Raw genomic sequence first — 13,886 nt, 5'->3', positions numbered from 1 at the left:
TCGCTTCTCCGGTCCCTGAGCCGTTTCTCCGGTCCCTGAGCCTGTCGAAGGGCGGGCTCAGGGCCGGAGCCGACCCGATCGCACCGCAGTCGCCGGCAGCCGGACGATGAGTGCACCAGGGTCGACGGTCAGCCGGGCCGCAGAGACCAGGCCGATCCCGTCGCCGTCGGCCTGGAACTCGGCGGGCGGTGAGACCGTCACGTCGATGCGTCGTACGCGCAGGTAGCGGAGCGCACCTCCGGCGGAACCGGCCGTCTCGACGGCACTCGGCTGCACGCGGCGGCCCCGCGTCCGTCTGCCCTTGGAGAACCGGGCGACGGGATTGTTCGCGCGGTGCAGCCAGCGCGTGACACGGACCCCGTCCCACCCTTCGAGGGAGCGCACCATGAGGACGTCGAGCACACCGTCGTCCAGGAGGGCGTCGGGCAGGACGTCGAGGCCCGCTGAGACGGTGCCGCAGTTCCCGACGAACATCGTGTGCGTCCGTCCGCTCCGGATCGGTCCGCCGTCCTCCTTCCAGGAGACGCGGGGCCGATCGCGCCGGAAGAGTCCGCGGATGATCGGGACGACGTAGGCGATCCAGCCGAAGCGGCGCTTGAGCACCGGGTCGGCGTAGGCCACCATGTCCGCGTCGACACCGAAGCCCGACATGACGAGGAACGGGGTGCTGCGCCGGACGCGCTCGGGGTTCCGGTACTCGATCAGGCCGACGTCGACGCTGCGGTCCTCGCCGATGAACGCGGCCCGCACCGCGGCGACCGTGTCGATCGGGATCCCGGCGTTCCGTGCGAAGAGGTTCGCGGTACCGACGGGGACGACGGCGAACGGCGTCCGGGTGTGACGCATCGCCCCGGCCACCTCGCGGACCGTCCCGTCACCGCCGGCGGCGATCACGAGCGCCGCACCGCCCCCGAGCGCCTCCGCGACCTGGTCGACCGCGGTCGACCGCTCGCGGGTCGGGATCCAGCTGGTCGGGCCCCAGCCGGCCTCGGCGGCTGCGGCGTCGACGAGCCTCGTCACGCGCTCGAGCTGGATGCGCGTCGGGTTGTAGATCACCGCAGCGTGCGGCGGGGTGCTGCCTCGCCTCATGCGGCCAGTGCCGGCCAGAGGACGGACAGGACCTGTTCCGCCCAGTCGTCGTCCATGTCGGCGCCGCGGACGAGCTGTCCGAGGACCGCGCCGAGGAGCAGGGTCGCGACGAGCCGGCCGTCGAGTCCGGGCTTCAGATCGCCGGTGGAGATCCGTTCGTCGACCAGGTTGGACAGCGCGCGCGCCCGGTTCCTCGTGAGGTCGCGGAGCAGCGTCGAGAACTCCGGGTCGTCCTGGAGCAGGATCGACGCGATCGTGCCCCGGCCCACCACGTCCTCGATCATCGCCCGGGCTTCGTGGAGCAGCCAGGTGAAGGTGTCGTAGGTCGAGAGGTTCTCGGGGATCTCGACCGGAGTCTCCATGGCGCGGGCGACGGCCGCCGTGAGCAGCTCCGAGCGGTTGCGGTACCGCCGGTAGATCGTCGTCTTCGCCACGCCGGTGGTCTCCGCGACCGCCTCGATGTTGACGGCTACCGAGCCACGCGAGCGCATGAGGTCGAGGGCTGCGTCGAGGATGCGGTCGCTCATCTGCTGAGCGCGGGAGACGCGTCGGGAGACGGGCACCGACCAACCTCCTCCGCGCGACGCCGGAGTCCGGTCGGATCGGTCCATTGCGCTACGCCCACCGTAGCGCAATGGACTGGGCGCGCATAGGGACGGCCCCGGTGACGGTCCGGTCGTCAGTCCCAGCGAGGGTCGTCCGGGTCGGGGGAGTCCTCGCCGTCGGCGTCGGTCATGATCGTCGCGCCGTCGATCCAGGCCGTCAGGGCGTCACCGTGCAGCTGCTCGGGGGCGGGAGCGCCGAAGAGCTGCGGGTGCGTCACGGCCGCGAGCGGTGCGTCGCTCGCGAAGACGACGACGTTGCCGAGTGGCCCCTCGTCGTCGACCGGATCGAAGTCGAGGACGACGGCGACGTGGGCGAACACGGCTCGCAGCGTCGCCGCCTGGCGTCGCGAGTAGTCGAACGGGCTGCCGTCGAGCAGGTTCACCGCGATCACGCCGTCGTCCGCCGAGCGCGCCGCCACGCGGCGGTAGAACTCGAGGCTCGCGACCCGACGGTGGATCACCGCCGCATCCCAGAGGTCGACGACGGTCACCTTCGCGTCCCGCCACGCTGTGACGTCCGCGCCGGTGGCGGCGGCTTCGTCGATCGGCTCGTCCGCGACGGCCCTGGCGTCACCGAAGCGGACCTCGACCCGATGACCGTCCGGGAGCGGCAGCGCCTCCAGCATCCCGGTGAACAGCTCCGGTTCGAACTCGACGACGAGCTGCGGCGATCCCGGACGCGTCGCCTGGACGTAGCGGGGGAGCGTCAGCGCTCCGGCTCCGAGGTGGACGACGAAGAGCTCCTCGCCCGCCGGGGCCTCGGCGTCGATCACTCGTGCGATGTGCCGGATGTACGGGTACTCGAGCGAGCGGGGATCCACGAGGGAGACCACCGACTGCGGGATGTCGTCGACGCTGAGTTCGTAGCGCAGCGTCCGCTTGTCGAGGAGGGTGATCCGGGCGTCGCGACCGCCGAACGGCAGTCGGCGGGAACGGGAGAACAGAGGCACCCGTGCAGCCTACGGTGCACGGGCGGTGCTCGACGCCCGGGCCCGGTATCGTTGACCGGATATGGCACACCTTCTCGGCGCTGAAGCGCTCCACCTCGAGTACCCGACCAAGGTCGTCTTCGACGGCATCACGATCGGGGTGAACGAGGGCGACCGCATCGGTATCGTCGGCCGCAACGGCGACGGCAAGTCCACGCTCCTCGGCCTCCTCGCCGGCCGCAAGGAGCCCGACTCCGGCCGCGTGACGGTGCGCAACGGCGTCACGGTCGGCGTGCTCGACCAGTCCGACACCCTCGACCACGACAAGACCGTCGGGCAGACCATCGTCGGCGGCTTCGACGAGCACGAGTGGGCGGGCGACCCGAAGGTCCGCGACGTCATCTCCGGCCTCGCCTCCGACATCGCGTGGGACGCCCTCGTCGCCGACCTCAGCGGTGGGCAGCGTCGCCGGGTCGCGCTCGCCGCCCTGCTCGTGGGCGACCACGACATCCTCTTCCTCGACGAGCCCACGAACCACCTCGACGTCGAGGGCATCACCTGGCTCGCGCAGCACCTGAACCGCCGCTGGTCGAAGAACTCCGGCGGCCTGCTCGTCGTGACCCACGACCGGTGGTTCCTCGACGCCATCTGCACGGCCACGTGGGAGGTGCACGACCGCGTCGTCGAACCCTTCGAGGGCGGGTACGCGGCCTACGTCCTGCAGCGCGTCGAGCGCGATCGCTCCGCCGCGGTCTCCGAGGCCAAGCGCCAGAACCTCATGAAGAAGGAGCTCGCCTGGCTGCGCCGCGGCGCTCCCGCCCGGACGGCCAAGCCGAAGTTCCGGATCGAGGCCGCCAACGCGCTCATCGCCGACGAGCCGCCCGTGCGCAACACGGTCGAGCTGGCCGGCATGGCGACCGCCCGCCTGGGCAAGGACGTCGTTGACATCCTCGACGTCACCGTGTCCTACGGCGACCGGACAATCATCAAGGACGTCGAGTGGCGCATCGCCCCGGGCGAGCGCACCGGCATCCTCGGCGTGAACGGCGCCGGCAAGTCCACCCTGCTCGGGCTCGTCACGGGCGAGGTCGAAGCGACCGAGGGTCGTGTCAAGCGCGGCAAGACCGTCCAGGTCGCGACACTCACGCAACAGCTCGACGAGCTCGCCGAGTACGAGCAGGACCGCGTGAGCGACGTCATCGGGCGGAAGCGCACGAGCTACGTCGCCGGTGGCAAGGAGATGACCCCGGGGCAGCTGCTCGAACGCCTCGGCTTCACGAGCGCTCAGCTCTCCACCCCCGTGAAGGACCTCTCGGGTGGTCAGCGCCGCCGCCTGCAGCTCCTGCTCATCCTCCTCGACGAGCCGAACGTCCTCGTGCTCGACGAACCGACCAACGACCTCGACACCGACATGCTCGCCGCCATGGAGGACCTCCTCGACTCGTGGCCGGGCACGCTGCTCGTCGTCTCGCACGACCGGTACTTCCTCGAGCGGGTGACCGACCAGCAGTACGCGATCATGGACGGCCACTTCCGGCACCTGCCCGGCGGCATCGACCAGTATCTGGAGCTCAACGCCGGGACGGCCGGCAGTCGCTCGCAGGAGCACGACCGACCGACGGCTTCCGGCGGTGGCCCGACCAAGAAGACGCCGAAGCTGAGCGGTGCGGAGCTCCGGAACGCGCAGCAGGAGATCAAGGCGATCGACCGCAAGCTCCACAAGCTCAACGGCCAGATCGAGCAGGCCCACGAGAAGGTCGCGGTCCACGACCAGAGCGACTTCGCCGGGATCACCGCGCTCGGTGCCAAGATCCAGGCCATGTACGGCGAGATCGCCGACCTCGAAGTCCGCTGGCTGGAGCTCTCCGAGCTCGTCGAGTAGCCCACTCGGCGCACGCCGATCCGTCGATCGTCGCTCTGTTCCGAAGTGTTACGCACCGGTTCGTCATCCCTGCTAGGCCGACGTACCGTCGAATCAGCGTCCACCGGCGCGCACCACCCGAAAGAGGAATCACAGCAATGACCTTCTCGAAGAAGCTTCTGGCCGGACTGGCCATCATCCCCGCCCTCGCGCTCCTCGCCGGATGCGCCGGCGGCGCAGGCTCAGGCGCCGCCGCCGAAGACAAGGGCACCGAGGCGAACCCCGTCAAGATCGGTGTCGTCGGCGCGAGCGACCCCTACTGGGAGACGTACAAGGAGGCCGCCGAGAAGGAGGGCATCTTCGTCGACATCGTCGACTTCGGCGAGTACACGCAGCCGAACCCGGCGCTCACCGAGGGCGAGATCGACCTCAACCAGTTCCAGCACATCGTCTACCTCGCGCAGTACAACGAGGCCTCCGGTGAGGACCTCACGCCCATCGGCTCGACGGCGATCTACCCTCTCGGCCTCTACTCGACCAAGGTCGACAGCGTCAAGGACATCAAGAAGGGCGACACGATCGCCATCCCGAACGACGAGAGCAACCAGGCTCGTGCGCTCCTCGTCCTGCAGTCCGCAGGCCTGCTGGAGCTGAAGGACGGCGGCAACATCTTCTCGACGCCCGACGACATCATCGCCGACAAGTCGAAGGTCACCGTCACCTCGCTCGAGGCCTCGCTGACGCCGACCTCGCTGCCTGACGTCACCGGCGCGATCATCAACAACGACTTCATCAACGACTCCGGTCTGAAGGCGTCCGACGCGATCGCGGAGGACGACCCGTCCGACCCGAACGCGCTGCCGTACGTCAACATCTTCGCCGCGAAGGCCGCCGACGCCGACAACGAGACGTACGCGAAGCTCGTGAAGATCTACCAGGACACGAAGTCCGTCGTCGACGGCGTCGTGGAGAACTCCGGCGGTACCGCGGTTCCGCTGAAGACCCCGGTCAAGGACCTCGTGAAGTCGCTCGAGACCGTCCAGAAGGACATCAAGGCCAAGGGCTGATCCGGCGTTCAGCGCGTTCCTGTGGGAGGCTGTCATCCGCTCCCACAGGAACGCTTCGTCGTTCCACCGCCTCCTGATCACCCGACACACCGAGGACACCCCCATGCCACTCGTCAGCCTCCGAGACGTCGCCAAGCGCTACCCGTCTCCGCAGAAGGGCGCCGCGCCGATCGCCGCGATCGACGGCGTCGACCTCGACATCGAGGCCGGTGACGTCTTCGGGATCATCGGCTACTCGGGAGCCGGGAAGTCGACGCTCGTCCGCCTCATCAACGCGCTCGAGCCCGCGACGTCGGGGAGCATCGTCGTCGACGGCACCGAGGTGACGACGCTCTCGGAGCGCGGCCTCCGCGACCTCCGCCTCGGCATCGGGATGATCTTCCAGCAGTTCAACCTCTTCAACTCCAAGTCGGTGCGGAAGAACATCGCGTACCCGCTCGAGGTCGCCGGACGTCCCCGCGCGGAGATCCGCACCCGCGTCGACGAGCTGCTGAAATTCGTCGGGCTGGCCGACAAGGCCGACAACTACCCCGACCAGCTCTCCGGTGGGCAGAAGCAGCGCGTCGGCATCGCTCGCGCGCTCGCGACCTCGCCCCGGATCCTGCTCGCGGACGAGGCGACGAGCGCCCTCGACCCCGAGACCACGCAGGAGGTCCTCGCGCTGCTCAAGCAGGTGAACCGCGATCTCGGCGTGACCATCGTCGTGATCACCCACGAGATGGAGGTGATCCAGTCGCTCGCGACGAAGGTCGCCGTCATGGAGCGCGGCAAGGTCATCGAACAGGGCGACGTCTTCGAGGTGTTCTCCGACCCGCAGCACGCCGCGTCCAAGCGCTTCGTGTCGACGGTCATCAAGGGCGTCCCGTCACCGGCCGAGCTGTCGGTGCTCAAGGAACGACACGTCGGGCGCATCGTCACCCTGTCCTTCCGCGACGGCGACGCCTCGCAGGCGGGCGTCTTCCTCACGCTCGCGCAGGCGGGCGTCGACTTCGAGCTCGTGTACGGCGGGATCAACGACATCCAGGGTCGCGCATTCGGCCACCTGACGCTCGCCCTCCGCGGCGACGACCAGACGATCGACGGAGCGCTGACCGCCATCGGATCCCAAGCGACCGTGACGGAGGTGCGCTGACATGGACGCACTGATCGATCTGCTCCCGAAGCTCGGCGACGCGACCGTCGAGACCCTCTACCTCGTCTCCTTCAGCCTGCTCTTCGGTGGGATTGCCGGACTCGTCGTCGGCACCGGACTCTACGTGACGCGGCCCGGCAACCTCTACTCGCACCCGGTGCTCTACGGCGTGCTCAACGTGATCGTGAACATCTTCCGGCCGATCCCGTTCATCATCTTCCTCGCGGCCGCCCAGCCGCTCTCACGACTCGTGATCGGCACCGGCATCGGCGCGAACGCGTTCATCTTCATCATCTCCCTGGCGGCGACCTTCGGCATCAGCCGGATCGTCGAGCAGAACCTGCTGACGGTGTCGCCCGGTGTCATCGAGGCCTCGCGTGCCGCGGGTGCAAGCCGGCTCAGGACGTTGCTGAGCATCGTCCTCCCGGAGGCGCTCGGTCCGCTGATCCTCGGCTACACCTTCGTGTTCGTGGTCATCGTCGACATGTCGGCGGTCGCGGGCTTCATCGGCGGCGGTGGGCTCGGTGCCTTCGCCATCCAGTACGGCTTCCGGCAGTTCGAGCCGGTCGTCACGTGGGCCGCGGTGATCATCATCATCCTGCTCGTGCAGCTCATCCAGTTCTTCGGCAACTGGCTGGCCAGGAAGATCCTCCGCCGCTAGCTAGTCGAAATCGAGGCTGAGCTTCCGCAGCAGAACGGTCAGCCGGGCCTGTTCGGTCGAGCTCAGGCCGTCGAGCAGGTCCGCCTCGGCGTCGACGAGGCGCGTGATGGCCGCGTCGACCGTGTTGAGTCCCGCGTTCGTCATCTGCACGAGGATGCCACGGCCGTCGTTGGGGTCGCCCTGGCGTTCCACGAGTCCGCGCTCGACGAGGCGGTCGATGCGGTTGGTCATCGTGCCGCTCGAGACGAGCGTCTGGAGGAGCAAGGCCTTCGGACTCAGCCGGTAGGGGGAGCCGGCGCGACGGAGTGCGGCGAGGACGTCGAACTCCCACGGCTCCAGGTTCGACCGGGTGAAGGCCGTCCGACGGGCCCGGTCGAGGTGGCGTGACAGCCGGGCGACACGGGAGAGGATCTGGAGGGGCGAGAAGTCGAGGTCCGGGCGCTCGCGGTTCCAGGCGTCGACGATCCGGTCGACCTCATCGGTGCTAGCTGGCATCCCACCATTATCGAGGCACGGAAGCCGGTCGGCCTGAATCGGGCGACGGGTGCTGAATCGATGGTCGTCCATCCATGGCAGGATTGACCACGCTCCGCCGTCTCGCGGGGTGGTCCGCCCATGGATGCAGTACGGTCGGCCTTCGATCAGCGCCGACGAGGCTGCTTCCCATCCATGGCAGAATTGACCACGCTCCGCCGTCAGGCTGAGTGGTCCGCCATAGTGTAACGGCAGCACGGCAGCCTTTGGAGCTGTTCGGTCCAGGTTCGAATCCTGGTGGCGGAGCGACCGATCACCGACCGGGCGAGTGCCCGGACCGAGGGGGAGCACACGTGACCGACGACCGTCTGGCCATCATCATCCTGGCTGCTGGCCAGGGAACCCGCATGAAGTCGGCGCTGCCGAAACTCCTGCACCCACTCGGCGGCGTGCCGATCGTCGGGCACGTGCTGGCGACCGCCCGCTCGCTCGACGCCGGGCACGTCATCGCCGTGGTCCGCCACGAGCGCGACCGCCTCGTCGAGGCCATCGAGTCGGAGCTCCCCGGTGCGACCATCGTCGACCAGGACGAGGTGCCCGGCACCGGTCGCGCGGTGGAGCAGGCGCTCCTGGCACTGCCCGACGACTTCGACGGCGACGTCCTCGTGGTCAACGGCGACGTCCCGCTGCTGAACGCGGCCACGCTCACCACGCTCATCGAACGCCACCGCAACCACGACGTCGCGGCGACGATCCTCTCGGCCATGCCCGACGACGCGACCGGCTACGGACGCATCATCCGCACCGAGGCCGGCGCCCTCGACTACATCGTCGAGCAGAAGGACGCGACCGACGCCGAGCGGGCCGTGAACGAGATCAACGCCGGCGTGTACCTCTTCGGTGTGAGCCAGCTCCGCGACGCGCTCGCCGAGGTCACCACCGACAACGCCCAGGGGGAGAAATACCTCACGGACGTCATCGGCCTCCTGCGACGCGCGGGCTCCGAGGTCTCTGCGCTCCCCGTGAGCGACTCCTGGCTGGTCGAGGGCATCAACGACCGCGCCCAGCTGAGCGCCGCCGCGGCCAAACTGAACGCCCTCCTCGTGCGCGCCTGGCAGCTCGCCGGCGTGACCGTCCAGGACCCGGCCACGACGTGGATCGACATCAAGGCGCGGCTGCACGCCGACGTCACCCTGCTTCCCGGGACGCAGATCCTCGGCGCGACGGTCGTCGAGTCCGGTGCGACGATCGGTCCGGACACCACGCTCATCGACACCGAGGTCGGCGCTGGCGCGCGCGTCCGCCGCACGGACGCGACGCTGTCGGTCATCGGTGCCGGCGCCGAGGTCGGGCCGTTCGCCTACCTGCGACCCGGCACGGTGCTCGGCGAGCGCGGCAAGATCGGCACCTTCGTGGAGACGAAGAACGCGCAGATCGGCGAGGGCAGCAAGGTCCCGCACCTCAGCTACATCGGCGACACCGAGATCGGCGTCGAGTCGAACGTCGGTGCCGGCACGATCACCTCGAACTACGACGGCGTGCACAAGCACCGCACGACCATCGGATCGCACGTCCGCACCGGCGCGCACAACACGCTCGTCGCCCCGGTCAGTGTCGGGGACGGTGCCTACTCCGGCGCCGGCACCGTCATCCGCAAGGACGTCCCGGCGGGTGCGCTCGCCCTGACGGTCGCGCAGCAGCGGAACGTCGAGGGCTGGGTCGAGCAGAAGCGCCCGGGCACGGCGGCTGCGACGGCAGCCGGCGCCGCCTCGGCGGCACCGACCGCGGATGCCGTGTCGGACGACGCGGCTGCGGCTGGTAACGTCGACTCGTGAGTGAGGCCGGAGGACTCCGGCAGAAGGCAGGGTCTGTGTCAGGCATCACGGCGGACAACAAGAAGCAGCTGGTCCTCGTCTCCGGACGAGCCCACCCGGAGCTCGCCGAGGCGATCGCGGCGGAGCTCGACTCCGAGCTCCTCCCCACCGATGCCAGGACCTTCGCCAACGGCGAGATCTACGCCCGGTACGACGAGAGCATCCGCGGCACCGACGTCTTCGTCATCCAGTCGCACACCGCTCCGATCAACGAGTGGCTCATGGAGCAGCTCATCATGGTCGACGCGGCCAAGCGCGCGAGTGCCAAGCGCATCACCGTGGTCGCCCCGTTCTACCCGTACGCGCGCCAGGACAAGAAGGGTCGCGGACGCGAGCCCATCTCCGCCCGCCTCGTCGCCGACCTCTTCAAGGCCGCCGGTGCCGACCGCATCATGTCGGTCGACCTCCACGCCGCGCAGATCCAGGGCTTCTTCGACGGTCCCGTCGACCACCTCTTCGCCATGCCGGTCCTCCTCGAGCACTTCCGCGCGAAGCTCGACCCGTCGACGCTGACGGTCGTCTCGCCCGACATGGGCCGCGTCCGCGTGGCCGACATCTGGAGCGACAAGCTCGGCGCACCGCTCGCCATCATCCACAAGCGCCGCGACCCGCTGGTCCCCAACCAGGTCAGCGTCCACGAGATCGTCGGCCAGGTCGAGGGCCGGGTCTGCCTGCTCGTCGACGACCTGATCGACACCGGACGCACGATCGTCAAGGCTGCCGAGGCCCTCAAGAACGCCGGCGCGATCGGCGTCGTCGTCGCGGCCACCCACGCGGTGTTCTCCGACCCGGCGGTGGAGCTCCTGCAGAGCGACGCCATCGACTCGGTCGTCGTCACCGACACCCTCCCGGTCGACGAGGCCAAGCGCTTCGACAAGCTGACCGTCCTCTCGATCGCGCCGCTCATCGCCCGTGCGATCCACGAGGTCTTCGACGACGGCTCCGTGACGAGCATGTTCGACGGCGCCGCGTAGCCCGTCACCTTCCGCTGGTACGCAGAACGCCCGGTCCGATTCGGACCGGGCGTTCTGCGTGTGCAGGCCGCGAGCTAGTGGCTCGAGCCCGCCTGCTCGACCTCACTGCGGTCGCCCGACCAGAGGGTGTGGAACGTGCCGTCGAGGTCGACGCGCTTGTAGGTGTGCGCGCCGAAGAAGTCGCGCTGGCCCTGGACGAGCGCTGCGGGCAGACGCTCGGCGCGGAGGCCGTCGTAGTACGACAGCGACGACGAGAACGCCGGCGAGGGGATGCCCGCCTGCGCGGCCGCGACGACCACGCGGCGCCAGCTGTCCTGCGCCTCCGCGACGGCGTCGCTGAAGTAGGGCGCCGTCACGAGGGCGACCAGCTCGGGGTTCTCCTCGTACGCCTCGGTGATGCGGTTGAGGAACTGCGCACGGATGATGCAGCCGCCGCGCCAGATCTTCGCGATCTCGCCCTTCTTGATGTCCCAGCCGTACTGCTCGGCACCGGCGACGATCTCGTCGAAGCCCTGCGAGTAGGCGATGATCTTCGACGCGTAGAGCGCCTGGCGCACGTCCTCGACGAACTGGTCGGGGTCGGCGACGGTCCACTCCTCGGAGGGACCGGCGAGCTCGCGGGCCGCTGCGCGCTGCGCCGGCTTCGACGACAGCGAACGGGCGAACACCGCCTCCGCGATGCCCGACACCGGGATGCCGAGGTCGAGGGCCGTCTGCACAGTCCACGCGCCGGTGCCCTTGGCGCCGGCCTGGTCGAGGATGACGTCGACGAGCGGCTGCCCGGTCTTCGCGTCGACCTGCTTGAGGACCTCGGCGGTGATCTCGATCAGGTAGCTCTCGAGCGTGCCGCGGTTCCACTCGGCGAAGATCTCCGCGATCTCGGCCGGCGACTTGCCGGTGCCGCGACGGATGAGGTCGTAGGCCTCGGCGATGAGCTGCATGTCCGCGTACTCGATGCCGTTGTGGATCATCTTGACGAAGTGGCCGGCGCCGTCGGTACCGACGTGGGTGACGCAGGGCTCACCCTCGGCGATCGCGGCGATCGACTTGAGGATGGGGCCGAGGGTCTCCCACGCTTCGGCGGAGCCGCCCGGCATGATCGACGGTCCCTTGAGGGCGCCCTCCTCGCCGCCGGAGATACCGGCGCCGACGAAGTTGATGCCGGTCTCGCGGACGGCCTTCTCGCGGCGGATGGTGTCGGTGAAGAGGGCGTTGCCGCCGTCGACGATGATGTCGCCGGGCTCGAAGACCTCGGTGAGCTGCTGGATGACGGCGTCGGTGCCCTTACCCGCCTGCACCATGATGATCGCGGTACGTGGCTTCGAGAGCGACGCGGCGAACTCCTCGATGGTCTTCGACGCGACGAAGCCGGCCTCGGGGTGCTCGCTCACGAGCAGGTCGGTGCGTTCGGGGGAGCGGTTGTACACGGCGACCGTGTTGCCCTCGCGGCTCGCCAGGTTGCGCGCGAGGTTGCTGCCCATGACGGCCAGACCGACGACGCCGATGTTGGCGCGAGCTTCGGCGGTGTTCACCATGTGGTTCTCCTTCAGAGTGGGTGATGCGGGAAGCGTTCCGAGTGCTCAGGAGTCGACGGGGCGGCTGCAGGACAGCGGCGACACCTTCGTCGATCCGGGCACGGCCCGTCCTGCAACCGTAGCAAAGGGAGGTGTCGCTCCACCGCTTGATGACCCCGCGTGCGGGTGAGGTCCGAGCGGGCCGTGCGGGCGTGTCCGGTATCGTGCTGTGCGGGTCGGACGAGCCGGCCGACCGGCCGACGGCCGGAGACCGCAGGGGGTTCCGTGTGAATGCACCGCTCGTCGTCGTCATGGGCGTGTCCGGGTCCGGGAAGAGCACGACCGGAGTGCTGATCGCCGACCGGCTCGGGGTGCCCTTCGTCGACGCCGACGCCCTGCACCCGCTCGAGAACGTGCGGAAGATGGCCGCCGGCACGCCGCTCGAGGACCCCGACCGCTGGCCCTGGCTGGCCCTCGTGGGCAAAGCGCTGGCAGACGCCTCGGACACCGGGCTCGTGATGGCCTGTTCCGCCCTCCGACGGGTCTACCGGGAGGCGATCCTCGCGGAGGCGCCAGGGGTGCGGTTCGTGCTCCTCCACGGCTCGCGCGAGGTGCTCGGACGCCGGATGGAGGGCAGGAGCGGTCACTTCATGCCGCCGTCGCTCCTCGACTCCCAGTTCGCACTCCTCGAGGACCTGGACGCCGACGAGCCGGGGTTCGTCGTGGACGTCGACGCCACCGTCGACGAGATCGTGGACGAGGCGGTCGCGGGCCTCAGCGCGGTGCGATAGACTCTCCCACTGAACTTCGGCGAGGGAAGCGGCCCGTGGCAGCTTCCGTGATCGACGCGGTGGTCTGGCTTCCGGCTTTTCCTCACGCAGATACGCGTTCGAGTTGACTCATCCATTCCGCCGCGCACCGTCGCGGCACGACCAACCGGGTGCAAGACCCGTGAGGAGAACATCATGTCCGATGACCTGAAGGTCACCGCGGAACTCCGCGAATCGTTCGGCAAGGGCGCAGCCCGCAAGCTCCGTGCCCTCGGCAAGATCCCGGCCGTGCTGTACGGCCACGGCACCGAGCCCGTGCACGTCTCGCTGCCCGGCCACCAGATGCTGCTCATCCTCCGCAAGTCCAACGCGGTGCTCGAGCTCGACATCGACGGCAAGGGCCAGCTCGCGCTGGTCAAGGACGTCCAGAAGGACCCAGTGCGCCAGATCATCGAGCACCTCGACCTCATCGTCGTCAAGAAGGGCGAGAAGGTCCAGGTCGACATCCCCGTGCACGTCGAGGGCGAGTCCGCCGCCGGCACCATCCTCAACCAGGACGCCACCACGGTGAGCCTCGAGGTCGAGGCGACCCACATCCCCGAGCGCGTCACCGTCAGCGTCGAGGGCCTCGAAGAGGGCGCCCAGATCCTGGCCGGCGACCTCGAGCTCCCGAAGGGCGCGTCGCTCATCACCGAGGCCGACGTCCTCATCGTCGCGATCGCCGTGCCGGCCGCTCCGGTGGACGAGGAGACGGAGGCCGCTGAGGCCGCCGCCGAGGAGACCGCAGCTGAGGCCGAGGCCGCCGAGTAGTCACCACTCCAGCAGACGAACCTGTCGCCCGCCCGCCCCGATAGTCTCGGAGCATGGCAGGCGGCAGGTTCGCTCGGTTTCTGGCCGGTCTCACCGGACGGGCCGAGGCGTTCGATCAGGAAGGCA

13 protein-coding genes and 1 tRNA gene are annotated in these 13,886 nt (G+C 69.2%); 9 read left to right on the top strand and 5 right to left on the bottom strand.

From position 1 onward, the window contains the following. Positions 1 to 57: 57 nt before the first annotated feature. The 3 genes from RWN05_RS05705 to RWN05_RS05695 all read right to left on the bottom strand — a co-directional run bounded on the left by RWN05_RS05705 (position 58) and on the right by RWN05_RS05695 (position 2,644). Positions 58 to 1,089, bottom strand: coding sequence for a diacylglycerol kinase family protein (locus RWN05_RS05705; RefSeq protein ID WP_314138911.1), 1,032 nt, complete (start codon positions 1,087 to 1,089; stop codon positions 58 to 60). Continuing rightward, positions 1,086 to 1,652: a TetR/AcrR family transcriptional regulator gene (locus RWN05_RS05700; RefSeq protein WP_121289883.1), complete on the bottom strand. Its 567-nt coding sequence runs from the start codon at positions 1,650 to 1,652 to the stop codon at positions 1,086 to 1,088. Before RWN05_RS05700 ends, RWN05_RS05705 begins: the two co-directional genes overlap by 4 nt. Before the next feature lie 116 nt (positions 1,653 to 1,768). Beyond that, positions 1,769 to 2,644 carry a spermidine synthase gene (locus RWN05_RS05695; protein ID WP_071261103.1) on the bottom strand — a complete coding sequence of 292 codons (876 nt, stop codon included), beginning with the start codon at positions 2,642 to 2,644 and terminating at the stop codon, positions 1,769 to 1,771. A gap of 61 nt (positions 2,645 to 2,705) precedes the next feature. Between RWN05_RS05695 and RWN05_RS05690 the strand changes: the two genes are divergently transcribed. The 4 genes from RWN05_RS05690 (at position 2,706) to RWN05_RS05675 (ending at position 7,344) form a co-directional block, all read left to right on the top strand. Further along, positions 2,706 to 4,505 (top strand): ABC-F family ATP-binding cassette domain-containing protein, encoded by a 1,800-nt coding sequence (locus tag RWN05_RS05690; RefSeq protein ID WP_071261101.1) that lies wholly within the window; start codon positions 2,706 to 2,708, stop codon positions 4,503 to 4,505. Positions 4,506 to 4,642: 137 nt separating this feature from the next. Next, complete coding sequence (locus RWN05_RS05685; protein WP_064296485.1) at positions 4,643 to 5,551, top strand: MetQ/NlpA family ABC transporter substrate-binding protein; 909 nt, start codon at positions 4,643 to 4,645, stop codon at positions 5,549 to 5,551. Positions 5,552 to 5,654: 103 nt separating this feature from the next. Further along, positions 5,655 to 6,683: a methionine ABC transporter ATP-binding protein gene (locus RWN05_RS05680; RefSeq protein ID WP_064296484.1), complete on the top strand. Its 1,029-nt coding sequence runs from the start codon at positions 5,655 to 5,657 to the stop codon at positions 6,681 to 6,683. Position 6,684: 1 nt separating this feature from the next. Then, positions 6,685 to 7,344, top strand: a complete 660-nt coding sequence (locus tag RWN05_RS05675; RefSeq protein WP_064296483.1) for a methionine ABC transporter permease — start codon at positions 6,685 to 6,687, stop codon at positions 7,342 to 7,344. On the opposite strand, the gene RWN05_RS05670 is transcribed toward RWN05_RS05675, so the two are convergent. After that, on the bottom strand, positions 7,345 to 7,839 hold the full coding sequence (locus RWN05_RS05670) for a MarR family transcriptional regulator (RefSeq protein ID WP_314138905.1): 495 nt from the start codon (positions 7,837 to 7,839) through the stop codon (positions 7,345 to 7,347). Between the two features lie 213 nt (positions 7,840 to 8,052). On the opposite strand from RWN05_RS05670, the gene RWN05_RS05665 reads away from it, so the two are divergent. The 3 genes from RWN05_RS05665 (at position 8,053) to RWN05_RS05655 (ending at position 10,666) form a co-directional block, all read left to right on the top strand. After that, positions 8,053 to 8,124 (top strand) — tRNA-Gln (locus RWN05_RS05665). A gap of 47 nt (positions 8,125 to 8,171) precedes the next feature. After that, complete coding sequence (gene glmU, locus RWN05_RS05660; protein WP_071261099.1) at positions 8,172 to 9,653, top strand: bifunctional UDP-N-acetylglucosamine diphosphorylase/glucosamine-1-phosphate N-acetyltransferase GlmU; 1,482 nt, start codon at positions 8,172 to 8,174, stop codon at positions 9,651 to 9,653. A 35-nt stretch (positions 9,654 to 9,688) separates the two neighbouring features. Next, positions 9,689 to 10,666, top strand: a complete 978-nt coding sequence (locus tag RWN05_RS05655) for a ribose-phosphate diphosphokinase (protein WP_064296480.1) — start codon at positions 9,689 to 9,691, stop codon at positions 10,664 to 10,666. A gap of 74 nt (positions 10,667 to 10,740) precedes the next feature. On the opposite strand, the gene gndA is transcribed toward RWN05_RS05655, so the two are convergent. Then, positions 10,741 to 12,201, bottom strand: a complete 1,461-nt coding sequence (gene gndA / locus RWN05_RS05650; RefSeq protein ID WP_079001993.1) for an NADP-dependent phosphogluconate dehydrogenase — start codon at positions 12,199 to 12,201, stop codon at positions 10,741 to 10,743. 266 nt (positions 12,202 to 12,467) lie between these two features. Here gndA and RWN05_RS05645 point away from each other — a divergent pair, with 266 nt between their 5' ends. Together RWN05_RS05645 and RWN05_RS05640 are read left to right on the top strand one after the other, a co-directional pair. Beyond that, positions 12,468 to 12,971 (top strand): gluconokinase, encoded by a 504-nt coding sequence (locus RWN05_RS05645; RefSeq protein WP_240555704.1) that lies wholly within the window; start codon positions 12,468 to 12,470, stop codon positions 12,969 to 12,971. Between the two features lie 174 nt (positions 12,972 to 13,145). Next, the gene (locus RWN05_RS05640) at positions 13,146 to 13,760 is read left to right on the top strand and encodes a 50S ribosomal protein L25/general stress protein Ctc (RefSeq protein ID WP_064296478.1); all 615 of its coding nucleotides are present in this window, start codon (positions 13,146 to 13,148) and stop codon (positions 13,758 to 13,760) included. Positions 13,761 to 13,886 lie beyond the last annotated feature (126 nt).

This window comes from uncultured Plantibacter sp. (assembly GCF_963518075.1).
GTDB lineage: Bacteria > Actinomycetota > Actinomycetes > Actinomycetales > Microbacteriaceae > Plantibacter > Plantibacter flavus_A.
The sequence above is the reverse complement of the archived record's forward strand: the minus strand, read 5'-3'. Positions and strand labels throughout refer to the sequence as shown.

Excerpts from the sequence above, each read along its gene's own strand:
- RWN05_RS05705 (WP_314138911.1), bottom strand. The coding sequence starts at position 1,089 with ATGAGGCGAGGCAGCACCCCGCCGCACGCTGCGGTGATCTACAACCCG.
- RWN05_RS05690 (WP_071261101.1), top strand. The coding sequence starts at position 2,706 with ATGGCACACCTTCTCGGCGCTGAAGCGCTCCACCTCGAGTACCCGACC.
- RWN05_RS05685 (WP_064296485.1), top strand. The coding sequence starts at position 4,643 with ATGACCTTCTCGAAGAAGCTTCTGGCCGGACTGGCCATCATCCCCGCC.
- RWN05_RS05680 (WP_064296484.1), top strand. The coding sequence starts at position 5,655 with ATGCCACTCGTCAGCCTCCGAGACGTCGCCAAGCGCTACCCGTCTCCG.
- RWN05_RS05675 (WP_064296483.1), top strand. The coding sequence starts at position 6,685 with ATGGACGCACTGATCGATCTGCTCCCGAAGCTCGGCGACGCGACCGTC.
- RWN05_RS05670 (WP_314138905.1), bottom strand. The coding sequence starts at position 7,839 with ATGCCAGCTAGCACCGATGAGGTCGACCGGATCGTCGACGCCTGGAAC.
- gndA (WP_079001993.1), bottom strand. The coding sequence starts at position 12,201 with ATGGTGAACACCGCCGAAGCTCGCGCCAACATCGGCGTCGTCGGTCTG.
- RWN05_RS05640 (WP_064296478.1), top strand. The coding sequence starts at position 13,146 with ATGTCCGATGACCTGAAGGTCACCGCGGAACTCCGCGAATCGTTCGGC.